Here is a 26,652-nt window from a genome sequence, read left to right as displayed (position 1 = left end):
TTGTTGCCACGCCGACACTCTAGCCAACGTGAATCACCTCGTGGGCCAAGGGGGCAGGTTAACCGACAGGCCCTCCTGATCCGCTATTTACGTGCGTTTCCCCTCGCCAAATTCGCTGGAGGTGACCAGGTGGTTGTCAGCCCTCGTGGAGGAGGTCCGGGCGCCGCTCCCGGGTCCGTTCGGTGGCCTGCTCCAGACGCCATTTCGCGATATTCGCATGGTGTCCACTGAACAGGATCTCCGGCACCTCGCGGCCACGCCAGAGCGGGGGCTTGGTGTAGTTCGGGTACTCGAGCAACTGGTGCTCGGAGGAGTGGGATTCCTCGACGAGCGACTCGGGGTTACCCACGACGCCCGGCAGAAGGCGGACCACGGCCTCGGTAACGGCGAGCGCGGCCACCTCTCCCCCGTTGAGCACGTAGTCGCCCAGACTCAGCTCGATGACCTCGTAGCGCTCGGTGCAGTGGTCGATGACGCGCTGGTCGATCCCCTCGTAACGGCCACAGGCGAACACCAGCCGCTCCCTGGCAGTGAGTTCGTAGGCCAGCGCCTGGGTGAACGGCCGGCCGGTCGGGGTGGTCACGATGACGGTCATGGGCCGGGGATCTGATTCCTCCAGCGCGTCGAAGGCCTCACCCCAGGGTTCGGGCTTCATCACCATGCCGGCGCCGCCGCCGTACGGCGTGTCGTCGACGGTGTGGTGCCGGTCATGGGTCCAGGTGCGCAGGTCGTGCACGTCCACGTCGATGATGCCGCTGTCGATGGCCTTGCCCACCAGCGAGAGCTGGAGCGGTGCGAAGTAGTCCGGGAAGATCGTGACGTAGTCGAGCCTCATTCGATGTCCTCCAACAGGCCCGGTACGTCGGCGAGTTGGATGTAGCCCGCCTCCACCTCGACGGTGGGCACCAGCGCCTCGACGAACGGGACGAGCCGCTCCTCACCGTCGACGTCCAGCTGCAGCACGTCCTGCGCCGGGAGGTGCAGCACCTCCGTCACGGTGCCGCGTTCCGCGCCCGTGTGGTCACGCACGACGAGGCCGACCAGGTGCCGGTCGAAGAACTCCTCGGGTTCGCTGGGCAGCTCGGACTCCGCGACCCGGTCGTAAAGCAGCTCTCCGGTGAGCTTCTCGACGGCCGTGCGGTCCGGGGTGTCCGCGAAGCCGACCAGCAGCCTGCCGCGGTTCCAGCGGACGGATGCGAGCTTCACCGGGCGGCGCTTGTCCCCCATCTGCAGCGTGCCGCCGGCGATGAACCGGCGCGCCGGCTCGTCCGTGCGCACGTCGATGAACACCTCGCCCCGGAGGCCGTGGGCCCGGCCGATGCGGCCGACGATGACTTCAATCTCGCTCATGTCTTCATGTCCTAGATAGGCGATGCCCCGGGACTTTCGTCCCGGGGCATTGCTCGGCTTGTGAGGCTGCTGTCAGCGGCGGCTGGGCCGGTCCACATCGACGAAGTCGACACGGACGCTCTCTTTGCCCGCCAGCGCACCGACCACGGTGCGCAGGGCCTGGGCGGTGCGGCCCTGACGGCCGATCACCTTGCCCACGTCGTCGGGGTGCACACGCACCTCGAGCAGACGACCACGGCGCAGATCCTTGTCCTTGACAGTCACGTCGTCAGGATTCGACACGATTCCCGCGACGAGGTGCTCCAGGGCTTCAGCAAGCATGCTCAGGCCTCTTCGGCGGGAGCCTCGGCATCTTCGGCCGGGGTGGCCTCTGCGGCCGGGGCCTCAGCGGCGGCGGCTTCCGCAGCAGCCTTCTTGGCAGCCTCCTCATCGGCCTTCTTCTTGGCCTTCGAGATGGCCGGCGCGGAAGCGTCGGAATCCTCGGCGAGGGCGGCGGCGAACGCGGCGTCGCGGTCACGGGGCTCACGCTGCGGCAGGACGCCGGACGGCGAGGTGTCGCCGGAGAACTGCTGCCAATCACCGGTGCGCTTCAGGATGGCGACCACGGCCTCCGTGGGCTGCGCACCGACACCGAGCCAGTACTGCACGCGCTCAGAATCGACGCGGATGAGGCTGGGCTCGTTCTTCGGGTGGTACAGACCGATCTCTTCGATGGCCTGACCGTCGCGCTTGGCGCGCTCGTCGATCACGATGATGCGGTAGTGGGGCGAGCGAATCTTGCCGAGACGCTTCAGACGAATCTTGGTAGCCACGTGTGTGGGGTCTCCTGTTGTATCTGCCTCTGGGAGGCTGTGTCGAAAGGTGCCGCGCGACGTGTGGGGCACGTCGCACGTAAACCAAAGGGTCCCGCCGGGCGCGTGAGAGGGCACGCCTCGACGAGGTGCATCCGCCATTCTGCCAGAAACGATGCCTCTGGCCCAAACACCGGTTCAAGGTGCCCGTGGCGCACATTCCCGGCGACGGCGGTCAGTAACCCGAGAACTCCTCGGTGCGGATGTTGTCTTCATCTGCGCCGGCTTCCAGAACTAGTCCGCGCATGGCCTTGACCATACCCGCCGGCCCCGACAGATAGTAGATGGGGGCGGCGAGGTCTGCGACATGGCGGCGCAGCATCGCGTGGTCGATCCGCCCCACCTCCCCCTGCCAGTCCTCAGTCGGGCTGGAGAGGGCCTGGACGTAGGTGAAGTTGGGGTTCTCGGCCGCGAACCGTTCGAAGTCGGCGACGAACGGCGCCCCGCTGGCGTCCTCGTTCGCGTGGATGAGCAGCAGCTGGTGCCCGGTCCGGTCGTGGGTCGCCTGCGAGATGATGCTGCGCACGGGCGTCACGCCGATGCCGCCGATGAGGAAGACGGCCGGCGTGGACTCCTTCTTGTGCAGCCTGAAGTCACCCCAGGGCCCGTCGAACTTCACTTCGGTGCCGACGGGAGATTCCCTGAGCACCCGCTTGAAGGCACTGTCACGGAGTCTCGTGGCGAGGACGATCTCGCCCTCATGCGGCGCCTGCACCAGCGAGAAGATGCGGGAGTTGCCCGCCTCGTCGGTTTCCGGAGGATCAAGGAGTGTGAATTCCCCGTACTGACCCGCCCGGAATTCGAAATCCGCGGGCTTCTTGAAATGAAAGGCCATGGTGCCCTCAGCAACCAGTTCCTTGCTCAGCAACCTCAACTTTTCGACCATGAAAAGCCTCCGATCTTTGGCACATAGTATGCCCGCAATGCACGCGTTGAACAGGGCGCACGTCCCTGGACGGAGAACCGCCGGTATAGCTACCGCCGGCCTTCGAAGTGGCCGCATACACCGTCGTCATGGTGTAGCTACGGCACGCACCACGGCCGGTCGCGGGGGTGTCGCATTCGGTGCGCCACTGCCGTCCGGCTGACGAGAACGCCCCGTCCGCGGTGGCGGCAACATCACCGAGCGGGTTGCCCCGCCAAGACTCGCGCGCCATGTACGGGAGGTAGGTGAGGTTGTTGAACGCCCACCCCGACTTCCGCACGAACTGGCCGTCCTCGATGACCACGATGGTCGCCCAGATGTCGGTGCGGCAGCGCTCGGTCTGCGAGTACGACTCGCAGGTGGTCATCCACTCCCGGTTGTTGACCGTGTGCTTACCCGGTGATGTGTACGGTGCGGTGCGCTCGCACTTCGGCGGGGTGGGCGGCGTCGTCGTCGGCTTGCCGGACGGCGACGTCGAGGGCTTCGGCGACGGTTTCGGCGACACCGTCAGCGTGGAGAAGTAGATATTGATGGCCGGCTTCGCGTCGGCGAGCACCTCACTCTTGCTGGGGTCCGTGTCGAAGTCGAAGTGCTGGGTGCTAAAAGTCCGAGCAGTATGAGTGCGCACTTCCTTGGGCCCGCCCGCCTAGGATCGGGTCCGTGGAGATCAGTGGGGATGTGTTTGAAGGGCTCGTCGAGGAGGCGCTCGAGATGCTGCCCGAGCGTCTCACGGAGCGTCTGGACAATCTCGTCTTCGTGATCGAGGACGAACCTGAGGACGGCTCGGACACGCTCGGCTGGTACGAGGGCACCTCGCTGACGGACCGTGGCGAGACCTACGGCTACGGTCAGCTACCCGACCGGATCGTGCTGTTCCAAGGCCCGCTGACCCGCCTCTGCGAGACGGAGGACGATCTCTACGAGGAGATCTGGATCACGCTCGTGCACGAGTTGGGGCACTACCACGGGATCGAAGAGGACTCGCTCCACGAGCTGGGTTGGGGCTAGCCGCAGACTGCGGCCAGTTCGCCGGAGAACGCCAGCGGCTGTCCCCCACCGCACAGGGCGCGGCTCACCGCCGGCACCATGCCTGGCCCCTGCTCGACGGCGGGAGCCTCACCGAAGGCCCGCTGGGCGCCCAGCAATGCTTCCCACGCCGTGGGTTGGCGGGTGGCTTCGACGCGGGTGTTGTCCGGGTCCAGACCGGCGGCCTCCGCCGCGTGCCTGAAGAAGGCGTCGCGGCCCATGATGTCGTCGATGAGGCCGTGTTCCTTCGCCGTCTCCGGGTCGAAGAGGTACGCCCCCAACTGTCCGGTGATCTTCTCTGCCGGGATGTCGCGATGCGTGGCCACGTGGGAGACGAAATTGTCGTACTCGACGTCGAGGCCGGCCAGGTAGTGGGCCCGCTCCTCCTCCGTGATGGGGCGGAAGGGGTTGCCGAAGTCTTTGCCCTTGCCCGCGGACAGGTATTCCTCGGTGATGCCGCCGGTGGTCGTGACGCCGGATTCGAGGATGGTGCCGGTGGTGGCCACCACGTCGGTGTACTGGCGGAACGGGCCGAAGATCACGCCGATGGAGCCGATGAGCGCTCCGTGGTCCGAGATGATCTCGTCTGCCGAGGCCGTGGCGTAGACGCCGCCGGAAGCAGACATGGAGGTGACGTGCACGAGCACCTTGTGTCCGGTGCGCTCCTGGTAGCGGTCGACGGCGTCGCTGATGGCGCGCGACCCACCGATGCTGCCGCCGGGGGTGTTGACCAGCAGCACCAGCCCCGAGGCGTCCTCCGCCGTCAGTTCGTCGATCTGGGTGGCCACCTCGTTGCCGAAGGTGCCCGCGGAGAGCAGCGCCCCGTCGGAGGCGTCGGACAGAATGGCGCCGGAGACGTTGACGGCGCGCAACGTGTCGGAACCGCTCCCCCACATCGTGGTCAGACCGGTGCTCGCGGAGCCCGCAGCTGACGGGGTGAGCGCCGCGAGACCCACCACCATCATGAGGGTGGTGACCAGCGAGGTCACCAGCAGCATCCCGCCCAGACCCAGGCCGAGCCCGACCCCGCCGCCGAAGCCCCGTGCGAACGCCCCCTTCGCCGGGGACGGCCCCACCGGGAGGGGCGGTGGCCCCAGCGGGCCCTGCATGGGCGTGGGATGGGGCGACTGGATGTCGGCGCCGCGTTCGCGGGGTGAGGGTGGGGGAAAGTTGTGCCTGTGGTCGTTCACTGCCTGATGCCTCCTGGTACGCCATGCCCACCCTAGTGGAGCGCCAGTCCGGTAGATTCAAGAACACCTCTCGCCGGCTGTGGTGGAGCCACGGATCAGGAGTAGTCAGATGAAGACCGTCACCCGTTGGGCAGCCGTGATCCTGAGTGCACTCGCGCTGGTCGTAGGTTCCGGCCCGGTGGCTGAGGCTGACTACCCCACCCCCGCCTCCTCGGTCGGGCAGCACCTACTGGACATCGTCAGCGGGTGGAACCAGATTTTCCCGGGCTCGGTCGACGCATGGGAACTCCACGGGTCGGCCGCGCACCTGGCCTATCTCGACAGCTCGGTCCTGACCTGGCCGAGCATGCAGGAGGATCTGCGCCAGAAGATGCGCAAAGCCGGCGCCACCACGGTGAGCTTCACCCCGGTTGCGATACCGTACGCCACCGTCGAGGCGGCCGTGGCGGCGCTCGAGAAGCGTTACGCGGCGGAGTTCACCAGCGGGGCGTTGGCGGCGATCTACCCCACCCCCGGCCTCACGCAACGGTCCCTGCAGGTGGCTGGGGAAAGCGCCGGAGTCGCGCTGCTGCAGGCACAACTCGGCACCAGCTACCAGGGCCTGCCTGTGGTCTACCGCGTGGGCGCGCAGCCGGCACCCGCAGGCCTGGACGTCTACATCACCCCTGGCATGCACCTGCTGAACGGCAGGGAGTGGCGCACCCGATGCGAGCCCTACTCGCGAACCAAGCGCTGCCGCACCGAGATCAAGGCCACTACCATCCAGAACTCGAGCGGCAGTTACGTCCAGACCACCGGCTGGGTGTTCAACAACCTCACCTACGCCGCGTCGCCGCGTTCGCTGTGGAAGGGCAACCCCCTGGGTTACACCGTGCGCTGGTCCGCCGCCGACAGCCGGCAGTGGCGCACGGAGTGTGACACGGCGCTCACCGGTCGCAACGCGTGCCGCTCGTTCGTGATGTCGACGTTCATCGCGTTGGAGAACGGCCGGTTCGTGCAGAAGACGGACTGGCAGTTCAACAACATGGTGCGCTTCAGCTGAGGGCCACCCCGCGCAGCACCATCGCCAGCGGCTGACGGATGGTTTCGGCGCTGGTGCGCGGGTCCGCGTCGAGCACGATGAGGTCTGCGCTGGCCCCCACCTCAAGGCCGTCCGCGCCCAGCCATTCGCGGGCCGCCCAGCTGGCGGCGGCCACGGCGAACGCTCGGCCCCCCACCTCTGCGAGGGCGTCGATCTCGTCGCGGATGCGGCCGTGTTCAACGACGGTGCCCGCGTCGGTGCCGGCGAACACCGGCACCCCGGCTTCGATCGCCTTGCCGATGGTCTGCTTACGGCGCGCGTGGAGGTCGTGCATGTGGGCGTAGTAGCTGGGAAACTTCTCCTGTGCCGGAGCGGCGTACATCGGGAAGTTCTCCAGATTGATCATGGTCGGCACCAGAGCCGTGCCCAGGCCGGCCATCTGCTCGATGCCCTCGTCGCTGAGGCCGGTGCCGTGCTCGATGCAGTCGATGCCGGCGGCAACGAGCTCATGGACGGCCTGCTCGCCGAAGCAGTGGGCGGTCACGCGAGCGCCCTCCTCATGGGCGGCGTCGATGGCCTGCTGCGCGATGTCCGCCGGCCAGAGCGGCGCGAGGTCTCCCACGCCGCGCTCGATCCAGTCGCCGACGAGCTTGATCCAGCCCTCGCCGGAGCGGGCCTCGTGCCGCACCTGTTCGACGAGCTGGTCCGGCTCCACCTCGACGCCGAGGTAGCGGATGTAGCGCCGGGGGCGGGCGATGTGGCGGCCGGAGCGGATCAGCCGGGGCAGGTCGTGCTCGCCGTGCACCCACCTGGTATCCGACGGCGACCCCGCGTCGCGCACGAGCATCGTGCCGGAGCGCAGGTCCTGCGTCGCCTGCCGGCGGGCCGTCTCCGGGCTGACCGCGCCTTCGACGCCCAGCCCGATGTGGGAGTGGGCGTCCACGTAGCCGGGCACGATGAAAGCGTTCCGGGCGAGCATGGTGGCGTCGCGCACCGGTTCGTCGGTGAGGACGCCGTCGACGACCCAGAGGTCGCGCGGCTCCTCCTCAGGGAGGAACGTGCCATGGATGTGCAGGGGTTGGGTCACGGGTCGCTCCTCTGGCTGTCCTCAGACTCGAGAATCAGAACTTCGGCTTGTTCTCGTTGAACATCTTCTGCAGTTCCGGCGGGAGCTGGAAGTCGTCGATGGTCTGCGGGATCTGCGGCGCGGCGGGCTGGGCCGCCGGGCGGTTCGAGCCGGCGGGGCGTGCGGTGCCGCGGCGACCCTTCTTGCCCTTCTGGTTGTGCTGCTTCTGCGGCTTGCGGCCACCGGGCATCCCCGGCATGCCGCCCATGCCGGGCATCCCGCCCATACCCGGGAACTTGCCGCCGGCCATGGATTCCATCATCTTGCGGGCCTCGACGAAGCGGTTGACCAGCTTGTTGACGTCGGAGACCTCGACGCCCGCGCCGCGCGCGATCCGGGCCCGGCGCGAGCCGTTGAGGATGGCCACGTCGTCGCGTTCCTTCGGCGTCATGGAGAAAATGATCGCCTCGATGCGGTCGATCTCCTTCTCGTCGATCTCGTTGATGGCCTGCTTGAACTGCCCGGCGCCCGGCAGCATGCCGAGGATCTTCGACATGGGGCCCATCTTGCGCAACTGCTGCATCTGGGAGAGGAAGTCCTGGAGACCGAACTGGTTCCGGCTCATCAGCTTCTCGGCCGCAGCACGCGACTCTTCGGCGTCGAAGGTCTTCTCCGCCTGCTCGATGAGCGTGAGGACGTCACCCATCCCGAGGATCCGCGAGGCCATCCTGTCCGGGTGGAACATGTCGAAATCTGCCAGCGACTCGCCGTTGGAGGCGAACATGATGGGCTTGCCCAGTACGCGGGCGACCGAGAGCGCGGCGCCACCGCGGGCGTCGCCGTCGAGCTTGGTGAGCACCACGCCGTCGACCCCGACGCCCTCGTCGAACGCCTTGGCGGTGTTGACGGCGTCCTGGCCGATCATCGCGTCCACGACGAACAGCGTCTCGTGCGGGTTGACGGCGGCCTTGATGTCCGCAGCCTGCTGCATCAGCTCCGCGTCGATGCCGAGGCGGCCGGCAGTGTCGACGATGACGACGTCGTAGAGCTTGGCCTCCGCGTGGGCGATGGAGCCCCGGGCGACCGCGATGGGATCACCGACTCCGTTGCCTGGCTCCGGTGCGTAGACGTGCACTCCCGCGCGCTCGCCGACGATCTGGAGCTGCTGCACGGCATTCGGCCGCTGGAGGTCAGCCGCCACCAACAGCGGGGTGTGCTTCTCCGACTTCAGCCAGCGGGCGAGCTTGCCCGCGAGCGTGGTCTTGCCGGCGCCCTGGAGGCCGGCGAGCATGATGACGGTGGGCGGCCGCTTCGCGAAGCGGATCGTGCGCGCCTCCCCGCCGAGGATGGAGACCAGTTCCTCGTTGACGATCTTGATGATTTGCTGCGAAGGGTTCAGGGCCTTGGACAGTTCAACTTCCAGGGCGCGGGTCTTGACCGCTGCGACGAACTCCTTGACGACGCCGAGGTTGACGTCGGCCTCGAGCAGCGCGATGCGGATCTCGCGCATCGTGGCGTCGATGTCGGCCTCGGTCAGCCGGCCCTTGGCGCGCAGCCCCTTGAACACCGACGCGAGCCGGTCCTGCAGAGTGTCAAACACTGAGTCAATCCTTCTACGGTTGGAGGCAACTGAATCAGGATACCCAACGGTGCCCCGACCCTGATCCACGGCGGCGGATGCGGTCACACCGGGGGCTGCTGTTGATAACTTTGGGGGCTTGTCCGAGGGTCGTGCTTCCATGGTGGGCATGAGCGACGAAGCACTCGGCATCCTCCAGCAACTCACCGGCCGGCCGGACGCGCAGTTCCACCCGGGCCAGCGCGAGGCCATCGAAGCACTCACTGAGCACGGGCGCCGTGCGCTGGTGGTGCAACGCACAGGTTGGGGCAAGTCTGCGGTGTACTTCATCGCCGCCCTGATGAGGAGGCGGGCAGGCCACGGCCCGGCGCTGATCATCTCTCCCCTGCTGGCGCTCATGCGGGACCAGGAGGCGGCTGCCGAGCGGGCCGGCGTGCGCGCGGTGGCCATCAACTCCTCCAACGTCACAGACTGGGGCCAGATCGAGGAACGCCTCGCTGAGGACTCGGTCGACGTGCTGTTCGTGTCGCCGGAGCGCCTCGTCAACCCCCGCTTCCGCGCCGAGCAGCTCCCCCGGCTGATGGCCCGCACCGGCCTCCTGGTGATCGATGAAGCGCACTGCATCAGCGACTGGGGCCATGATTTCAGGCCGGATTACCGCCGGCTGCGCACCCTCATCGCAGAACTCCCCGACGGCGTGCCCGTCCTGGCCACCACGGCCACAGCCAACCAGCGCGTCGTCGAGGACGTTGCCGAGCAGATGGCCGCAGGCGGACATGAGGTCTTCACGCTGCGCGGCGCCCTGGCACGCGAATCGCTGCGCCTCGGGGTGCTCGACGTGGGCACGTCCTGGCGCCGGCTGGCATGGCTGACGCAGCACCTGGGGGACCTTCCGGGCAGCGGCATCGTCTACTGCCTGACGGTCTCCGCTGCGGAGGACACGGCTGCGGCCCTCCGCGCCGCGGGGCACCAGGTGCTCGCCTACACCGGTCGCACGGACCCGGCTGACCGTGTTGCGGCCGAAGAAGCGCTCAAGAACAACGAGGTCAAGGCCCTGATCGCCACCTCGGCGCTGGGGATGGGCTTCGACAAGCCGGACCTCGGGTTCGTCGTGCATGTGGGGGCACCGTCGTCGCCGGTTGCGTACTACCAGCAGGTGGGCCGCGCCGGCCGCGCCACGGACCATGCGGAGGTGTTGCTCCTGCCCGGCACTGAGGACCGGGAGATCTGGCACTACTTCGCCACCAACGCGATGCCGACGGAGACCAAGGCCGGCGCCATCCTTGAGGCGCTCAATGCTGAGGGCCGGCCGCTCTCGACACCGGCGCTCGAGGCCCGTGTCGACATCCGCCGCTCGCAACTGGAACTGCTGCTGAAGGTCCTCGCGGTCGACGGCGCGGTGCAGGCGGTGCAGGGCGGTTGGGAGGCGACGGGCCGGCCCTGGGTCTACGACCAGGAGCGCTACGACAGGATCGCGGCGGCGCGGGTTGCGGAGCAGCAGGCCATGGTGGAGTACCAGCGCCTGCCCGAAGGATCCTGCCGGATGGAGTTCCTCACCTCGGAGCTAGACGACCCCACGTCGGCGAGGTGTGGCCGGTGCGACACGTGCGCCGGGCCCTGGTATCCCACGGAGGTCACCGTCGAAGCGGCGGAGCAGGCGCGCTCGACGCTCGACCAGGTGGGCGTGCCCATCGCGCCGCGGGGCCAGTGGCCCTCCGGCCTGGACCAATTGGGCGTCACGGACGAGGACGGAAAGCCGATGCGCGGCAAACTGTCCGGCAACGAGACCCTCGACGAGGGGCGGGTGGTGGCCCGCCTGACGGACCTCGGCTACGGCAACGCCCTGCGCGAACTCTTCGCACCTGGTCCTGACGGGCAGCCCCTCGACGGCGAGGTGCCGGCGGAGCTGGCCGGCGCCTGCCTGCGGGTGCTGAAGGAGTGGAGCTGGCAGGAGCGGCCGACGGCGGTGGCGTGGGTGCCCAGCCTGTCGCGCCCGCAACTGGTGGAGTCGCTGGCCACGGGCATCGCGCGCGCCGGGAGGTTGACGTTGCTCGGGCCGCTGGATCTGAACCCCGGCGCTGAGGAGCTCAGCAGGTCAACCAACAGCGCCTTCCGGGTACGGGACGCGTGGCACCGGTTCCGCGTGCCCGCTGCCATGGCGGAGTCGCTGGCGGCTGGAGGACCGGTCCTGCTGATCGATGACCTGGTGGACTCGCGCTGGACCCTGACGGTCGCCGGCCGGTTGCTGCGTCGGGCCGGGGCCGGCTCGGTGCTGCCCTTCGCGCTGGCCAGCGTGGCCTGACACGCCGGGTCGTCGTCGGCGCCCGATAAAGGGACCCCTGCCCTTCCGCGCCGCGGGTTCCACCAGTAGCCTTCCAGAAGCGAGTCCGCTGCAAGTCAGGACAAAAAAGGAGGCAGCGGTGTTGATCGGCATTCCCAACGAGGCGCCGGAGGCGCGCGTGGCCGCCACGCCGAGCACCGTGGCCCATCTGGCACGTCTCGGGTACGAGGTGGCGGTGGAGGTCGGGGCGGGCTCACGCGCGTCGTTCCCGGACCACGCCTTCGCCGAGGTGGGCGCTCAGGTGGTGTCCACCGAGGCGGTGTGGCAGAGCGACGTCATCGCCATGGTCGGCGCCCCCACTCCGGAACAGACCGCCCTCCTGCGGCCGGGCCAGACGCTCGTCGGGTTCCTGCATCCCCGCACCGATTCGTCGCTGACGGAGGCCCTCGCGGAGCGGGGCGTGACGGCGCTCAGCATGGACATGGTGCCGCGCATCTCGCGCGCCCAGTCGCTCGACGCCCTCTCCTCGATGGCGAACATCGCAGGCTACCGCGCCGTGATCGAGGCCGGTCACGCGTTCGGTCGGATGTTCGGCGGGCAGGTGACTGCCGCCGGCAAGGTGCCGCCGGCCAAGGTGTTCGTCATCGGCACCGGTGTCGCCGGGCTCGCTGCCGTGGGCGCGGCCCGCAGCCTGGGAGCCGAGACCTTCGCGACGGACGTGCGGCCTGAGACTGCCGAGCAGGTCGAATCCATGGGGGCGCGGTTCCTGCACATCGCCACGGCCAAGCAGGTCTCCGCGGACGGGTACGCCCAGGAGGCCTCCGCCGACGACGCCGACAGGGCCGCCGCGCTGTACGCAGAGCAGGCCCACACCGTCGACATCATCATCACCACGGCGGCCATCCCCGGCCGGCCCTCCCCCAAGCTCATCACCGCAGACATGGTGGCCAGCATGCGTCCCGGCAGCGTGATCGTCGACCTCGCCGCGGCCGGCGGCGGCAACTGCGAGCTGACCCGCCCGGGCGAGTCCTACACCACCGACGGCGGTGTGACGATCATCGGCTGGACCGACCTCGCCTCCCGTCTCCCCGGCCAGGCTTCCCAGCTCTACGGCACCAACCTGGTCAACCTGTTCAAGCTGCTCACCCCGCAGGCCGACGGTGCACTCACCGTCGACTTCGACGACGAGGTGCACCGCCAGATGACCGTCACGCGCGACGGCGAGATCACGTTCCCTCCGCCGCCCATCCAGGTGTCGGCAGCCCCCGCGAGGACCACACCGGCCCAGGTGCCGGCCCCGGTGGCCAAGGCCTCCCCACCCGATCAGTGGGCACGGTTCCGGCGCCTGATGCTCGTGGTGGCCGCCTGGCTCCTGCTGGCCCTGCTCCTCCCTGGTGGGTTCCTCAGTCACGTCCTGGTCTTCGGGCTCGCCTGCGTGGTGGGCTACTACGTGGTCTGGGGCGTGCAGCCAGCGCTCTACACCCCGCTGATGAGCGTGTCGAACGCCATCTCCGGCATCACGATCGTCGGGTCCATCACCCAGCTCACGTCGCCCCTGTTGTACGTCCAACTGATCGCGTTCGTCGCGATCGTCCTGGCCGGCATCAACTGCGTCGGCGGCTTCGCCATCACCCAGCGGATGCTGGGCCTGTTCGCTTCGTCGAAGGAGGCCTGAGGTGCTCGACGCCTTTGTCTTCGGCTGCTACATCGCCGCCGCCCTGCTGTTCATCCTGAGCATCGTCGGGCTCGCGAAGCAGACCACCGCCCGCTCCGGCAACGCCTACGGAATCGTCGGCATGACGCTGGCGGTCATCGCCACCGTGGTCCAGACGTTCGCCGCCCAGTGGAACCTCCTCGGGTTCGCGCTGCTGGTGATCGCGCTGGTGATCGCCTTCGCCGTCGGGCTGCTGTACTCGGCCAGGGTCGCCATGACGGGCCTTCCCGGCCTGGTCGCCCTGTTCAACGCCTTCGGCGGTCAGGCGTCCGCGTTCGTGGGCATCAACGCTGCCCTGGGCGTCGAGAGCTACCCGGCGCTGACGGACCAGATCGTGCATGGCGTCGAGGTGTGGGCTGCCGTGTTCGTCGGCTCGCTGACGTTCTCAGGCTCCATCGTCGCCTGGGGCAAACTCAACGGGAAGATCACCTCGAAGCCCACCGCGCTGCCCGCCAAGAACCTCGTCGTAGGCCTGCTGGTGCTGGGCCTGATCGGTTCCCTGGCCTGGCACCTCATCAGCCCCAACCTGTGGGCGCTCATCATCGCCCACCTCCTGGGCTACGCCTTCGGCATCATCATGGTGCTCGCCATCGGCGGCGCGGACATGCCCGTGGTCGTCAGCTTCCTCAACTCGTTCTCCGGCTGGGCCGGGGCGCTGTCGGGCTTCGCGGTGGGCTCTGACCTGCTGATCGTCGCCGGCACCATCGTCGGTCTCTCCGGCATCATCCTGTCCGTCGTGATGGCCCGCGGCATGAACCGTTCCATCACCAATGTGCTGCTCGGCGGGTTCGGCACCGGAGACTCCTCCGGCGCAGCGGTGGCGATCCTGGACGCCGACGGGAACCCGAAGCAGGCTGTCATCACCAACGTCGACGAAGTGGTGGGCTGGCTCACCGATGCCCGCCGGGTGGTCATCGCCCCCGGGTATGGCATGGCTGTCGCGCAGGCCCAGCACCCCGTCGCCGAACTGGCCAAGCGGCTGATCAGCAACGGCACCCAGGTGCGCTTCGCGATCCACCCGGTCGCCGGTCGTCTGCCGGGGCACATGAACGTGCTACTGGCCGAGGCGCACGTCCCCTACGACATCGTGCTGGAGATGGACGAGATCAACGACGACTTCCACGAGACCGACGTGGTGCTGGTGATCGGCGCCAACGACACCGTGAACCCCGCCGCCATGGAGCCGGGCACGCCCATCAGTGGCATGCCGGTGCTGCGCGTGTGGGAGGCCGACAGGGTGATCGTCTTCAAGCGCTCGATGGCCCCCGGCTACTCCGGGGTGGAGAACCCGCTGTTCTTCGAGGACAACGTCACCATGTTGTTGGGGGACGCCAAGGTGAGCTCCGATGCCCTCGTTGCGGCCATCGGGGCCCGCGTCTGATTACTCGCCCAGGATGCCTTGGACGAAGTTCTCGGGGTCGAAGGGCGCGAGGTCGTCGACGCCCTCGCCCAGGCCCACCAACTTGACGGGCACGCCGAGTTCGCGCTGCACCTGGATGACGATGCCGCCCTTGGCGGAGCCGTCCAGCTTGGTCAGCACGATGCCGGTCACGTTGACCACCTCGGCGAAGATGCGGGCCTGGGCCATGCCGTTCTGACCGGTGGTGGCGTCGAGCACGAGCAGCACCTCCGTGACGGGCGCCTTCTTCTCGATGACGCGCTTGACCTTGCCCAGTTCGTCCATGAGCCCGGTCTTGGTGTGGAGCCGGCCGGCCGTGTCGATGATCACGACGTCCACGCCGTCGCGGGCACCCTTGTCGACGGCGTCGAACGCGACGGACGCGGGGTCTGCGCCCTCGCCCGAGCGCACGGTCTCGACGCCGACGCGCTCACCCCACGTCGACAACTGCTCAGCGGCGGCCGCCCGGAAGGTGTCTGCCGCCCCCAGGACCACGGACTTGTTCTCAGCCACCAGCACGCGGGCCAGCTTGCCGACGGTGGTGGTCTTGCCGGTGCCGTTGACGCCGACGACCAGGACGACGGCCGGGTCACCGTCGTTGGCGGGGGTGAGGTTCAGCGACCGGTCGAGGGTGGGGTCCACCAGCTTGAGGAGCTCGGTGCGCAGCACGTTCTTCGCGCGGACGGGGTCTGCCACACCGTCGATGGCGAGCTCCCTGCGGAGCGCCTCCGTCAGTTCAGTGGTGGGGCCGACGCCCAGGTCCGAGGTGATCAGCGTGGTCTCGAAGTCCTCCCACACCTCCTCGTCGATTCGGTCCGCGCTCAGGAGGTCGCCCAGGGCGCGGGCCAGGGCGTTGTTGCTGGAGGAGAGCCGCCTGCGCAGCCGCGCCCAGCGCGTGCCCGCCGCTTCCGGAGCCTCGATGCCGGGCTCCACCACCACGGGTTCGGGTGCGACCACGGGCGGCGCCGGTTCGACCACGACCTCCTCGGGCGCGACGACCGGCGGTTCAAGATCGGTTGGTTCGATCTCCGCCCGGGTCTCAGCCTCGAGCCGGCGCTGCCTGCGTCCGTCGACGGTGATGATGATGCCCGCGACCACGATCGCGAGGCCGATGATCCCGATGATTACCCAGAAAAACCAATCCACGCGCTCATCCTACTGGGCACGCGCGTCCCGGCTGCGGGCGGCTGCGGGGAGCGGGGTTCAGCCGGCCTCTTCGGCAAGTCGCTGCGAGACGACCGTCGAGATGCCGTCGCCGCGCATCGTCACCCCGTACAGCGAATCCGCGATCTCCATGGTGCGCTTCTGGTGAGTGATGACGATGAGCTGCGACGAGGCCCGCAGCTCCTCGTAGATGCCCAGGAGCCGGCCGAGGTTGGCGTCGTCGAGCGCCGCCTCCACCTCGTCGAGGATGTAGAAGGGGCTGGGGCGGGCGATGAACAGCGACACCAGGAAGGCCACCGCCACCAGCGAGCGTTCGCCACCGGACAGCAGCGACAGCCGCTTGACCTGCTTGCCCGCGGGCCGCGCTTCGACGTCGACGCCGGTGGTCAGCCAGTTGCCGGGATCCGTGAGCACGAGCTTGCCCTCGCCGCCGGGGAACAGGCGGGCGAAGACCTTGTCGAAGCTCTCCTCCACGTCGCGGTAGGCGGCCTCGAAGACCTCCTGGACCCGCTTGTCGACCTCGGCGACGATATCGATCAGGTCCGTGCGCGTCTGGCGCAGGTCCTCGAGTTGCTCCGCCAGGAACTGGTGGCGGGCCGTCATGGCGTCGAACTCCTCGAGCGCCAGCGGGTTCACCCGCCCCAGCACGGCGAGGTTCCGCTCAGCGGCGCGCAGCCGGGAGGTCTGCTGATCCCTGTCGTAGGGCACCGACTCGGGCTGCTCGTCGTCATCGCCCAGCGCCGTACCATCGGGGCGCGTGATCACGGGCACCAACTCGTCCGGCCCGTACTCCGTCACCAGTTGCGACGGCTCGAGGCCGAGTTCGCTCAGGGCGCGGTCCTCGAGTTGTTCGATGCGCATCCGGTGTTCGATCCGCACCATTTCATCGCGGTGGGCGCCGCGTACGATCTCGTCGAGGCGCTGGGAGGCGGCCTTGGACGCGTGTCTGGCCCGCGTGGTGCCGGCTTCGGCCTCACGCCTGGCGGCGTCCGCGGCGTCGCGCTGGGCGGCGGCCTTCTGACGGGTGGCCTCCACGCGCTCCGCGAGGATCAGGGCCGCGTCGTTGACCACGCGGGCGATCTCGCCCTCGCGACGCAGGTGCTCCGCCCGCTGCCTGGCCTTCGCCCGCGACTGTCGCTCGTGTTGCGCGGCCCGCAGCAGCGACTCGGCGCGGCCGGAAATGGCCTTGACCTGTTCCTCGACGGAGCGCAGGGCCAGCCGCGCGTCCATCTCGGCCTGTCGTGCACGACGGGCCTCGCCGGCCTTCTCGTCGCGCTCCGCCGGGTCCGGCTCCGTGACGTCCTCTTCGGTCGACGCGGCTTCCAGCCGGTCTGTCAGCTCAATGAGTTGCTGTTCGTCGCGCGCGCGGGAGGAGCGCGCCGTCTCGATCGCCTCGGCGAGCCGCTCGGCCTCTTTCATGGCGGCGGCCTGCGATTGGCGGAAGGAGCCCAGTTGATCGGCGACAGCGGCGAGCTGGGCATCCGAATCGTGCAGGGCCGCCAGTGCGTCCGCCTCGGCGCGCCGCGCGGCGATGAGCTTCTCCTCCAACTCGTCCGCAGCGAACTTCAGGCGGTCCGATTCGTGCCCCGCGGCGGTGAGTGCGTTCTCGGCCTCGGTGAGTTCGGCCTGCACCTCGAGCAGCGACGGAGCCGCCGCGGTGCCGCCCTCGACCAGCCAGGACGAGAAGAAGTCGCCTGCCCTGGTCACAGCGGTGAGGTGGGGATGCTCCCCCACCAGCTGCGCAGCCTCCTCGGCCGTCTCGACCGCAACGGTGTCGCCGAGGAGGCGGTCAAGGGCAGCCGAGAGCGAACCCGGCGCCTCGACGAGGCTCAGCAGCGAAGTGCCCGGCGCGCCCTCCGGCCGAGCGTCGGGCGCCGGGCTCGCGGAAGGGTCTGCCACGACCAGGGGCGCCCGGCCCAGGTCCTGGTCCGCCATGTGTCTCGAGGATGCCAGCGCCCCGTCGAGGCCCTGCACGACGACGGCCTCTGCCAACCCGCGCAGCGCCGCCGACACGGCGGTCTCCCAGCCGGACGTGACGGTGAGCAGGTCGCTCAGGCGGCCCACCACCTCGTCGCGGCCGGCCCCGAGCAGATCCGCTGAGCCGTCCTTGCGCTGGGTCAGCAGCCGCAGCGCGTCCACGCGCGCGTTCAGCCCTGCCCGCAGCCTGCCCACGTCCGCTTCCCGCGCCTTGAGCGCAGCACCGTCGGCCTCGAGCGCTTCCAACGCAGCCGCGGCCTTCTCGTAGTCGGCATCGAGATCCGATTCGGAGGCGCCCAGCCCCGCCAGGGAGGATTCGGTGTGGTGGAACTTCGTCGCAGCCTCCTCGGCGCGGTGCAGCGCTTCGGCCCGGCGGTTGTCGAGCCGGGCGATCTCCTCGTCGGAGGCCTCCAACCGTGACTTGATCGAGTTCACGCGCCCAGTCAGCCGGGCCAGCCCCTCGCGCCGGTCCGCGATCGCCCGGAGCGCGGAGCTGTAGGCCTGCTCGGCGGCCGAATGCTCCTGCTCGGCGCCGTTGCGGCGCAGCGTCGCGTCCGTCAGCGCGCTGTTGGCCGCCTCCACCTCGCGGCGCAGCCCCTGCTCCTTCACGCGGACGTCGGCCGCCTCGGCCTCGAGCGCTTCGGGGTCGCGCCCGCCGACGTCGAGCGTGGGCTGGTTCTCGCCGGCGCGCATGCGCTCTGCGGAGATCGAGATGGTCGTGGTCACGCGCTCGCGCAGGCCGGCCAGCGCGTACCACTGCTCCTGCGCGGCGTCGAAGTCTGTTGCTGCCGCCCGGAGCCGGCGCTCGGCGGCCTCCTCCGAGGCCTGGGCCTCTGCCACGGCCTGCTCGGCGCGCGCCTTGGCCTCCTTGGCGGCCGCCTCGTCTGCCAGTTCGGCCTTCAGTTTGGCCTGCGCGCTGGACAGGTCGTCCGCCAACAACCTGGCCTTCGCGTCGCGCAGTTCGGCCTGGATGACCGCTGCCTTGCGCGCGGCCTGCGCCTGCCGGCCGAGCGGCTTCAACTGGCGTTGGAGTTCGCCCACCAGGTCCTGGAGGCGCTCGAGGTTGGCGTTGGTCGACTCGAGCTTCCGCAGCGCCTTCTCCTTGCGCTTGCGGTGCTTCAGGACTCCGGCGGCCTCCTCGATGAAGCCGCGCCGCGACTCGGGGGTGGCCTGCAGAATGGCGTCGAGCTGCCCTTGGCCGACGATGACATGCATCTCCCGGCCGATGCCCGAGTCGCTGAGCAGCTCCTGGACGTCCAGGAGCCGGGCAGGCGTGCCGTTGATCGCGTACTCCGAACCACCCGAGCGGAACATCGTTCGGGTGATGGTGACCTCGGCGTACTCGATGGGTAGCGCCCCGTCGGTGTTGTCGATGGTGAGCTCCACCTCAGCCCGGCCCAGCGGGGCACGTTTGGCGGTGCCGGCGAAGATGACGTCCTCCATCTTGCCGCCGCGCAGCGTCTTGGCACCCTGCTCACCCATCACCCAGCTGAGGGCGTCGACGACGTTCGACTTGCCGGACCCGTTGGGCCCGACCACGCAGGTGATGCCGGGTTCGAAGACCAGCGTCGTCGCGGACGCGAAGGATTTGAACCCACGCAGGGTGAGTTTCTTGAGATACATGTCAGACGGTGGGTCTCTCTTCGACGGGAGCCTCTGCCACCGTCAGCTTAGAGGAGCGCACCGCCCTGAACGTCCAGACCTTGTTCACGATGAAGTTGATCGGCATGGTGAGCATGATCGCGATCAGCTGTGCCCAGTATTCGCGGGAGCTGAGGCCGCGTTCCTCGTGGAAGTAGGGCTCCGGCAGGTAGACCGGGCTCGAGGGGTTCGTGAGCAGGATCTTGATCACCAGGCCCACTGCGGCCGCCACGGAGCCGACGGCGAGGAAGGGCCAGAACTCGGCCCACCAGGTGGCGTGCTTCGTGCTCTGGAACGTCCACCAGCGATTGAGCTGGAAGTTGTAGAGGTTGGCCACCAGGAACGCCACGATCCACACCACAGCCGTGAAGCGCAGGTTGAACTCGCTGCCCGGGATGGACCAGACGATGTCCTGGGCGTTCTGGGAGCCGCCGTTGAGCCGGTTCATCACCACGGCCACCACCATGTTGACGAGCACGCCGGAGCCGCCGACGATGCCGAACTTCAGGAACTGCCCGAGCGACCTGCGGTAGCGCGCTTTCTGAGAATCGTTCACTGACGTCCTTTCGGGGCCCGCTGACAGGCCGGGCACAGGTAGGAGCTGCGGTTCATGAAGACCCGCCGCACGATGGGGCGGCCGCAGCGGTGGCACGGTTGGCCTTCCCGACCATAGGCGTTGAGGGAGCGGGAGAAGTAGCCGGATTCACCGTTGACGTTCACATAGAGGCTGTCGAACGACGTGCCGCCCTGCTCGAGCGCCTCCGCCATGACCTCACCCGCGGCCCGGATCAGCTCCACCGCCTTGCGCGGCCCCAGATCCGGCGTCGGGGTGTCGAAGTGGACGCGGACCCGCCACAGGGCCTCGTCGGCGTAGATGTTGCCCACGCCGCTGATCAGTGACTGGTCCAAGAGCGCCCGCTTCACGGTCGTGCGTCTGGCCCGCATGCGGGCGGCGACGGCGCGGGCGTCGAAGCAGGGGTCGAACGGGTCCAGCGCGATGTGCGGCACGGGGCACGCGGCCAGTCCAGGACGGAGGTCTAGGCCACCGAACATGCGCTGGTCGACGAACCGCAGTTCGGTGTCGTCGTCCAGGTGGAACACCACGCGGGTGTTGCGCACGAGATCGTCACCCGGGGAGTTGAACCGGAACTGGCCGCTCATCCCGAGGTGCGCCACCAGGGCGTCCTCACCGAGCACGGCCCACAGGTACTTTCCCCTCCGCCGGATCTCGTCGATCCGACGCCCGGCCAGGTCCGCACGGAACCCTTCCGGACCCACCGCGTGGTAACGCACTGGCCGCGGGTGGTGGACTGTCACGTCCGTGATCGTGCGGCCGGCGGCGTGGCGGTGGAGGCCCAGGCGGACCACCTCCACCTCTGGCAGCTCAGGCACCGGTGAGCTCCGCCACGGCGAGCCGCGCGGCGATCTGTTCAGCGCGCTTCTTGCTGGGAGCCGTCCCCTCACCCACGGCGCGTTCCTGCACGTGCACCACTGCGGTGAATGTGCGCTGGTGGTCTGGGCCGGTGCCGTTCACGACGTACCGGGGCAGGCCCCAGCCGTTGGCTGCGGTGAGCTCCTGGAGGACCGTCTTGTAGTCCGCGTAGTCACCGGACTGGGCGGAGGCGGCGATCAGAGGATCGAAGTTGTGGTGGATGAACCGTGCGGAGGCGTCCGGGCCTTCGGAGAGGTGGATGGCGCCGATGACGGCCTCCATCGTGTCCGCCAGGATGGAGGTCTTCTCCTGGCCGCGCGTGGCGATCTCGCCCTTCCCCAACCGCAGGTGCTCACCCAGTTCCAGGGAACGGGCGAGCTCTGCCAACGGTGCGGAGCTCACGACGGAGGCGCGCAGCTTCGCGAGGTGGCCCTCGGCCAGCTCCGGGTAGCTACGCACGATGTGCTCGGTCACCACGATCTGCAGGACCGCGTCGCCCAGGAACTCCAGCCGCTCATTCGAGGGGAGGGAGTTCTCGTAGGCGAAGCTGCGGTGCGTAAAAGACAACTCAAAGAGCTGGGCGTCAACCTCGACGCCCAGCTCCTTCAGCTGGTTTTCAAGCCTGCTCATCCCCTGGCTCGGGGAGAGCCCGCTCAGGCCTCGACGACCTGGCGGCGCGCGCCGCGGGGGCCGTACTGGCCACAGGCGGGGCACGCGGTGTGCTGCAGGTGCGGCTCACGGCAGGCGGGGTTGGCGCACACAACCGTGGGCACAACGCTCGTCTTCCACTGCGCACGGCGCGAACGGGTGTTGCTGCGCGACATCTTCCGCTTCGGAACTGCCATGATCTTCTCCTAGATTCTCAGCAAAGTCAGTTGTTGCTCTCGCCGCTCAGTCCAGAGAGGTTCTCCCAGCGGGGATCAATCTTCTCCCCGTGGCTGTGAGCGGGATCGTCGTTGCGGTTGAAACCGCAATCGGGGCAGAGCCCGAGACAATCTTCGCTGCACAGTGGCGTGAACGGCAATTCGAGCACCACAGCGTCGCGCAGGGTTTCGTCCAGATCGATCGTTTCGTCGACCACGACGCACTCGTCCTCATCGACCTCGCGGCCGGGATAGAAGAAGAGTTCCTGCATATCGAAGGACGCTTCGTCCTCGATGTCATCCAGACAGCGGGCGCATTGGCCGTGCAGTTGCACGGTTGCGGTTCCCGTCACCAGGATGCCTTCGACCACCGCTTCGAGCTTGAGATCAAGATCGATATCGGAGCCCTGTGGCACTCTGATCACTTCGATACCAAGGTCGGCAGGCGCCGGAACCGTCTCGTGGATCACCTTCGTGGAGCCTGCGCTCCGACCAAGCTCATGCACCTCGAGAACAAGGGGTGAGCGACGATCGGGGTGCTGCTGTACCGGTGACACGTCGGATTCCCTTCGCCTAACCGTCCATGACCTCGTCATGACCGACTGCCAACTCTACCGAATCTCCAGGCCCCGGCCAAATCACCGTGCGCGTCTGGACTGGAGCGCCGCGGCCACGTTCGCCGGCACGTACCTAGAGACGTCGCCGCCCAGGTTGTGGACCTGCCGGATGATCGTCGACGACATCGTGACGTGGTCACGCGCGGCCGGCAGGAGGATGGTGTCGAGGGCCCCCATGTCGTAGTTCATGTGGGCCTGCTGCAACTCGAAATCGAAATCTGCACCGAACCTGATGCCCTTGACCACTGCCCCGATCCCACGCTCGCGGCAGAAGTCGACGAGCAGCCCTTCCATCGACTCGACGGTGATCCCCTCCAGGTTGGTGGTGGCCCCCTCGACCAGCGCCACCCGCTCGTCGAACGAGAACAGGTACTTCTTCGACGAATTGTTGCCGATGGCCACCACCACCTCGCCGAACAGTGCCTGAGCACGGCGGATGATGTCGAGGTGCCCCACCGTGATGGGGTCGAACGAGCCGGGGCACAGAACCTTCATCCCGCAACCCTAGCGGCCAAGCCGCGCGGCTCAGTCGACCGAACCGTAGTAGAGGACCGTCTCCCCGTAGCGCTTCTCCCATGTCTCCGTGAAAGCTGGTGGCCAGACGGGCGCCCGATCGCGTTTGGACCGCTCCACCACGACGAGCCCACGCTCCGCGACGACACCCCGGGCGAGGCTGGCCAAGAGCTTTTCGACTTCATCGGTGGTCACGCCGTAGGGCGGGTCCATGATCACCACGTCGAATGACCTGTCCGTGCCGTCGACGAACGTCTGCGCCTTGGCGGCGCGCACGTCCACGTCCACCCGGATGGCGCGGGCGTTGGCCGAGATCAGCCCCGCCGTCACCCTGTCCGCTTCCACCAGCACGACGGGGTTCGCCCCCCGGCTGGCGGCTTCGAGGCCGATGGCCCCCGAGCCGGCGAACAGGTCGAGAACGGAGCACCCGCTGAGATGCTGCGAGGAGTCGTGGTCCACGGTGTCGAACCAGTTGACCAGCGAGGAGAACAGGCCCTCGCGGGTTCGGTCTGTGGTGGGCCGCGTGTTGTCGCCCTTCGGCGTCTCCAAGCGGCGGCCCTTCGCCCGGCCTGCGATGATCCTGCTCACGTCTTCTCCATCCACTCTGCTGCGGCCACCTCTTCGGCTTTGGCCATGAGGTCTGCCAGCAACGGGTCTGTACCTGACCGCGGGTCCGCCAAGACCTTCTCGGCCAGCTTCCTGGCGCGTGTGATGACGTCCGCATCGTCCAACGCGCGCAACAACTTCAGCGAACCGGCTCCGGACTGGGCGGCGCCCAGCACGTCACCCTCGCGGCGCAACTGAAGATCCAGTTCTGCCAGCTCGAAACCGTCCGTAGTGGTGGTCAGCGCGGTGAGCCGCGTGTGGGCGTCGACGTTGTCACCGATGGCCGCCAACAGCAGACACAGGCCCGTGTGGCCGCCCCGGCCGATGCGTCCGCGGAGCTGATGCAACTGGGAGAGACCGTAGCGGTCTGCGTCCATGATCACCATGACGGTGGCGTTGGGCACGTCCACGCCCACCTCGATGACGGTGGTGGCCACCAACACGTCGAGGTCGCCCGCCGCGAAGGCCTCCATCGCCGCATCGCGGTCCTGGACGTGTTGCTTGCCGTGCACGACGCCGATCCGGAGGCCTGCGAGCGGCCCTGCCGCCAGCAGCGGGGCGAGTTCCTCCACGGCGGTGAGTCCCTCCCCCTCTTTCGCCGTGATCGCCGGGCACACGACGAAGGCCTGACGCCCCTGCCCGACCTCCTCGCGGACCCGTTCCCAGGCGCGCGTGACCCAGGTGGGGCTGCGGTGGGTGTCGACGAAGACCGTCTGCACCTCCCCGCGTCCCGCGGGCCGTTCGCGCAGTTCGCTGGTCTCGAGGTCACCGAAGACCGTCATGGCGATGGAACGCGGGATGGGGGTGGCGGTCATCACCAGGGTGTGCGGCTTGTGTTGCGCCTTGGCGGACAGCGCGGCCCGCTGCTCGACACCGAAGCGGTGCTGTTCATCCACCACCACCAGGCCCAGGTCGAAGAACTCGACGGGATCCGACAGCAGGGCGTGCGTGCCGACGACGATGCCCGCCTCGCCCGTGACAATGGCGTTGAGGGCCTCCCTCTTGGCCTGCGTCGAGCGGGAGCCGGTGAGCAGCACCACGCCCGTCGCGTCGGGATGGGCACCCAGGGAGCGGCCCTGACCCAGGTCTCCCATGAAGCGCGCGATGGTGTGGAAGTGCTGCTTGGCGAGCACCTCCGTGGGGGCGAGCAGTACCGCCTGGCCGCCGGAATCCACCACCGCGAGCATGGCGCGCAGCGCCACCAGCGTCTTGCCTGAGCCCACCTCGCCCTGCAGAAGGCGGTTCATGGGGGCGGGGCGCGCCAACTCGCCGAAGACCTGCTCGCCGATGGCGAGCTGACCCTTCGTCGGCGTGAACGGCAGCCGCTCGTCGAAGGCGTCCAGCAGCCCACCCACCCGTCGGGGGCGGGGCGTGGCCGATTCCCCGGCGTACTGGGCGCGACGGTGGGCCATGGCCAACTGGATGCCGAAGGCCTCGTCGAACTTGAGCCGCGCCTTGCCCACCTCCGCCTGCTTCCTGTCCGTGGGCTCGTGGACGGCGGTGAGAGCCTCCTGGAACGGCAGCACGCCGGCCTCCTGCACCACCCACGGGGGCAGCGTGTCGCCGGCAACGGCGGGCAGGGCCATCTGGATGGCTTCCGCGATCACCCACGTGGGCAGCTTGCCGTGCGCCGGGTAGAGGCCCACGAGCGTGGAGCGCTGCACCGCGCGGCTCATGGCGGCGCGGTTCTGCTGCTTCTCGGTCTTGGGATTGCGCACGGCGGCGCCGTCCAGCATCACGAACTCCGGGTGCGTCAGCTGGAGTTGGTCACGGAACACGCCGACCCTGCCGATGAAGATGCCGCGCCTGTCCCCCGAGAGCAGTTCCTTCACCCACCAGTCCGCCATGTTGCTGGCGCGGCCGTAGGACGTGTTGTTCTTCACACGCGGGGCGAAGAACGTGACATCCACATCCGTCTGCCCGTCGGTGATGACCGCGTTGACGCGGAACTGCCCGTTGGATTCGGCCTTGGCGGCCCCCTTCACCTGTGCCACCAGCGCCGCGTCCTCGCCGACGCGCAGGCCCGAGAAATCCGACATCTCCGAGCCGGCCAGGTACCGGCGCGGCACGTGCCGCAGCAGGTCGTCGACGGTGTGGATGCCCAGCTTGGCGAATTCCTTGGCCGTGGGCCCACCGACCACGTCGCCGAGACGTCGGTTCAGTTCGCGGTAGAGGGTGGTGCGCCACATGCGCATAACCCTACCGAGCGCCGCGGACAGTACGATCGGCCATCATGTACCGCCTGATCTTCTGGCCGGTCCTCATGCCGTCCTTCCTGTTCGCGGTCGGCGCGGGCGCGATGCTCCCCGTCATGGTGCTGGCCCTGCTCCAGCTCGGCGCTTCGGAGTCGTTCGCCAGCGCCACCATGGCGCTGTTCGGCGCGGTCGCGCTCATCGTCACCGTGCCGGTGGGGGCCGTCATCGACAAGGTGGGCGACAAGAGGGCCATGACGCTCGCCACGATCTCCTCGGCGGTCCTCTTCGGCGTCAGCGTGGTGGCGCTGGCCTACCCGTCGTCGTTCTCCCTGGCGCTGTTCGTGGGCGCGCTCGTGCTCCAGACGCCCGCCGCCGTCGCGTGGAACCTGGCGCGCCAGGCGGTACTGGCGGAGACGGTCCCGGAGGCCCAGCGTGGCCTCGCCATGACGGCACTGGGCGGCACCATGAGGGCCGGCAACCTCGTCGGCCCGTTGTGCGGCGCTCTCCTGCTGCTGTGGCTCCCCCTGTGGTCGGTCTTCGTCCTGGGCTCCGTCATGGCGGTGGTGGCCACGGGCATGTTGTACATCAAGAGGCTCAACCGCGACTTCGATGCCCAGGTCCAGCGCAACAGGGCGGCGCACCAGCAGGACGAGGCCACCGTCGGCGTGCGGTGGGCGGCAGTGAACCTGGCCGGCATCGCGATGACCACCCTGACCGTGGCCCGCATCGCGCAGCCCATCCTCATCGCCCTGTGGGGCGTCCACCTCGGCTGGAACGAGGCGCAGATCTCGTTCCTCGTCGCGATGGGATCCGGCATCGAACTGCTGTTGATGATGCCTGGCGGCTACGTCAAGGACGCGATGGGCAGGGCCTTCACCCTGGTGGTGTGCCTGGTCATCTACGGTTCCGGCTTCGCGCTCGCGGCGCTGTGGCCCACGTCGTTCGGCTTCATCGCGGCAGTGGTCGTCATGAGCGTCGGCAACGGACTGGGCGCGGGCATCAACATGACGATCGGCGCAGACCTCTCACCGGCGAGGGGGCGCGCCAAGTTCCTGAGCATCTGGGCGATGTTCAGTCAGGGCGGGGCGCTGGGTGGGCCGCTCCTGATCTCAGGGCTGCTCGCAGCAGCGTCCCTGCCGGTGGCGATGTTCAGCGTCGCCGCGGTGGCCGGGGCCGGCGCCGCGTGGATGGCCGCGTGGGCACGCGTCATCGGACTGCCCGGCAGGCGGAGGCAATAGAGAA

At 68.6% G+C, this 26,652-nt stretch carries 25 protein-coding genes; 7 read left to right on the top strand and 18 right to left on the bottom strand.

The features are described from left to right. Positions 1-136: 136 nt before the first annotated feature. The 5 genes from trmD to J7D54_RS05560 all read right to left on the bottom strand — a co-directional run bounded on the left by trmD (position 137) and on the right by J7D54_RS05560 (position 3,087). A complete protein-coding gene (gene trmD / locus J7D54_RS05580; protein ID WP_182764334.1) occupies positions 137-835 on the bottom strand; it encodes a tRNA (guanosine(37)-N1)-methyltransferase TrmD in 699 nt (232 codons plus the stop codon). After that, positions 832-1,350 (bottom strand): ribosome maturation factor RimM, encoded by a 519-nt coding sequence (gene rimM, locus J7D54_RS05575; protein WP_182764335.1) that lies wholly within the window; start codon positions 1,348-1,350, stop codon positions 832-834. Before rimM ends, trmD begins: the two co-directional genes overlap by 4 nt. A gap of 72 nt (positions 1,351-1,422) precedes the next feature. After that, positions 1,423-1,671, bottom strand: a complete 249-nt coding sequence (locus J7D54_RS05570) for an RNA-binding protein (RefSeq protein WP_076062339.1) — start codon at positions 1,669-1,671, stop codon at positions 1,423-1,425. 2 nt (positions 1,672-1,673) lie between these two features. Then, a complete protein-coding gene (gene rpsP, locus J7D54_RS05565) occupies positions 1,674-2,162 on the bottom strand; it encodes a 30S ribosomal protein S16 (protein WP_182764336.1) in 489 nt (162 codons plus the stop codon). 214 nt (positions 2,163-2,376) lie between these two features. Next, positions 2,377-3,087, bottom strand: coding sequence for an FAD-dependent oxidoreductase (locus J7D54_RS05560; RefSeq protein WP_182764337.1), 711 nt, complete (start codon positions 3,085-3,087; stop codon positions 2,377-2,379). 293 nt (positions 3,088-3,380) lie between these two features. Between J7D54_RS05560 and J7D54_RS05555 the strand changes: the two genes are divergently transcribed. Continuing rightward, positions 3,381-3,650 (top strand): hypothetical protein, encoded by a 270-nt coding sequence (locus J7D54_RS05555; RefSeq protein ID WP_182764338.1) that lies wholly within the window; start codon positions 3,381-3,383, stop codon positions 3,648-3,650. Positions 3,651-3,786: 136 nt separating this feature from the next. Then, positions 3,787-4,134, top strand: a complete 348-nt coding sequence (locus tag J7D54_RS05550) for a metallopeptidase family protein (RefSeq protein ID WP_209455217.1) — start codon at positions 3,787-3,789, stop codon at positions 4,132-4,134. Here J7D54_RS05550 and J7D54_RS05545 read toward each other — a convergent pair. Further along, the gene (locus tag J7D54_RS05545; RefSeq protein WP_182764339.1) at positions 4,131-5,342 is read right to left on the bottom strand and encodes a S49 family peptidase; all 1,212 of its coding nucleotides are present in this window, start codon (positions 5,340-5,342) and stop codon (positions 4,131-4,133) included. The two genes, J7D54_RS05550 and J7D54_RS05545, sit on opposite strands and share 4 nt — an antisense overlap. 109 nt (positions 5,343-5,451) lie before the next feature. Between J7D54_RS05545 and J7D54_RS05540 the strand changes: the two genes are divergently transcribed. Then, a complete protein-coding gene (locus J7D54_RS05540; protein WP_182764340.1) occupies positions 5,452-6,384 on the top strand; it encodes a hypothetical protein in 933 nt (310 codons plus the stop codon). On the opposite strand, the gene J7D54_RS05535 is transcribed toward J7D54_RS05540, so the two are convergent. Together J7D54_RS05535 and ffh are read right to left on the bottom strand one after the other, a co-directional pair. Next, the gene (locus tag J7D54_RS05535) at positions 6,377-7,450 is read right to left on the bottom strand and encodes an amidohydrolase family protein (RefSeq protein WP_245244157.1); all 1,074 of its coding nucleotides are present in this window, start codon (positions 7,448-7,450) and stop codon (positions 6,377-6,379) included. The two genes, J7D54_RS05540 and J7D54_RS05535, sit on opposite strands and share 8 nt — an antisense overlap. Positions 7,451-7,484: 34 nt before the next feature. After that, on the bottom strand, positions 7,485-9,029 hold the full coding sequence (gene ffh, locus J7D54_RS05530) for a signal recognition particle protein (RefSeq protein ID WP_182764341.1): 1,545 nt from the start codon (positions 9,027-9,029) through the stop codon (positions 7,485-7,487). A 139-nt stretch (positions 9,030-9,168) separates the two neighbouring features. Between ffh and J7D54_RS05525 the strand changes: the two genes are divergently transcribed. The 3 genes from J7D54_RS05525 (at position 9,169) to J7D54_RS05515 (ending at position 14,384) form a co-directional block, all read left to right on the top strand. Then, positions 9,169-11,310, top strand: a complete 2,142-nt coding sequence (locus tag J7D54_RS05525) for an ATP-dependent DNA helicase RecQ (RefSeq protein WP_182764595.1) — start codon at positions 9,169-9,171, stop codon at positions 11,308-11,310. Positions 11,311-11,428: 118 nt separating this feature from the next. Then, positions 11,429-12,964, top strand: a complete 1,536-nt coding sequence (locus J7D54_RS05520) for a Re/Si-specific NAD(P)(+) transhydrogenase subunit alpha (protein ID WP_182764342.1) — start codon at positions 11,429-11,431, stop codon at positions 12,962-12,964. Between the two features lies 1 nt (position 12,965). Further along, positions 12,966-14,384: an NAD(P)(+) transhydrogenase (Re/Si-specific) subunit beta gene (locus J7D54_RS05515; RefSeq protein WP_182764343.1), complete on the top strand. Its 1,419-nt coding sequence runs from the start codon at positions 12,966-12,968 to the stop codon at positions 14,382-14,384. On the opposite strand, the gene ftsY is transcribed toward J7D54_RS05515, so the two are convergent. From ftsY to J7D54_RS05465, 10 genes are all read right to left on the bottom strand, one after another. Then, on the bottom strand, positions 14,385-15,548 hold the full coding sequence (ftsY, locus tag J7D54_RS05510; RefSeq protein WP_182764344.1) for a signal recognition particle-docking protein FtsY: 1,164 nt from the start codon (positions 15,546-15,548) through the stop codon (positions 14,385-14,387). A 57-nt stretch (positions 15,549-15,605) separates the two neighbouring features. Further along, a complete protein-coding gene (gene smc / locus J7D54_RS05505) occupies positions 15,606-19,166 on the bottom strand; it encodes a chromosome segregation protein SMC (RefSeq protein ID WP_182764345.1) in 3,561 nt (1,186 codons plus the stop codon). A 1-nt stretch (position 19,167) separates the two neighbouring features. Continuing rightward, positions 19,168-19,740, bottom strand: coding sequence for a GtrA family protein (locus tag J7D54_RS05500; protein WP_182764346.1), 573 nt, complete (start codon positions 19,738-19,740; stop codon positions 19,168-19,170). Then, positions 19,737-20,576, bottom strand: coding sequence for a bifunctional DNA-formamidopyrimidine glycosylase/DNA-(apurinic or apyrimidinic site) lyase (gene mutM, locus J7D54_RS05495; protein WP_182764347.1), 840 nt, complete (start codon positions 20,574-20,576; stop codon positions 19,737-19,739). The genes J7D54_RS05500 and mutM overlap by 4 nt, the downstream gene beginning before the upstream one ends. Then, positions 20,569-21,246, bottom strand: coding sequence for a ribonuclease III (rnc, locus tag J7D54_RS05490; RefSeq protein WP_182764348.1), 678 nt, complete (start codon positions 21,244-21,246; stop codon positions 20,569-20,571). Before rnc ends, mutM begins: the two co-directional genes overlap by 8 nt. Before the next feature lie 23 nt (positions 21,247-21,269). Then, a complete protein-coding gene (gene rpmF / locus J7D54_RS05485) occupies positions 21,270-21,461 on the bottom strand; it encodes a 50S ribosomal protein L32 (protein ID WP_076062368.1) in 192 nt (63 codons plus the stop codon). Between the two features lie 26 nt (positions 21,462-21,487). After that, positions 21,488-22,036 (bottom strand): DUF177 domain-containing protein, encoded by a 549-nt coding sequence (locus tag J7D54_RS05480; protein ID WP_182764349.1) that lies wholly within the window; start codon positions 22,034-22,036, stop codon positions 21,488-21,490. An 81-nt stretch (positions 22,037-22,117) separates the two neighbouring features. Then, a complete protein-coding gene (gene coaD, locus J7D54_RS05475; protein ID WP_182764350.1) occupies positions 22,118-22,591 on the bottom strand; it encodes a pantetheine-phosphate adenylyltransferase in 474 nt (157 codons plus the stop codon). A gap of 30 nt (positions 22,592-22,621) precedes the next feature. Next, positions 22,622-23,197 carry a 16S rRNA (guanine(966)-N(2))-methyltransferase RsmD gene (rsmD, locus tag J7D54_RS05470; protein WP_182764351.1) on the bottom strand — a complete coding sequence of 192 codons (576 nt, stop codon included), beginning with the start codon at positions 23,195-23,197 and terminating at the stop codon, positions 22,622-22,624. Further along, on the bottom strand, positions 23,194-25,410 hold the full coding sequence (locus J7D54_RS05465; RefSeq protein ID WP_182764352.1) for an ATP-dependent DNA helicase RecG: 2,217 nt from the start codon (positions 25,408-25,410) through the stop codon (positions 23,194-23,196). Before J7D54_RS05465 ends, rsmD begins: the two co-directional genes overlap by 4 nt. 38 nt (positions 25,411-25,448) lie before the next feature. Between J7D54_RS05465 and J7D54_RS05460 the strand changes: the two genes are divergently transcribed. Next, entirely contained in the window at positions 25,449-26,648 is a 1,200-nt protein-coding gene (locus tag J7D54_RS05460; protein ID WP_209455216.1) for an MFS transporter, read from the top strand. Positions 26,649-26,652 lie beyond the last annotated feature (4 nt).

This window comes from Tessaracoccus sp. MC1865 (assembly GCF_017815535.1).
Classification (GTDB): Bacteria; Actinomycetota; Actinomycetes; order Propionibacteriales; family Propionibacteriaceae; genus Arachnia.
This window is presented reverse-complemented; position numbering and strand designations above follow the sequence as displayed.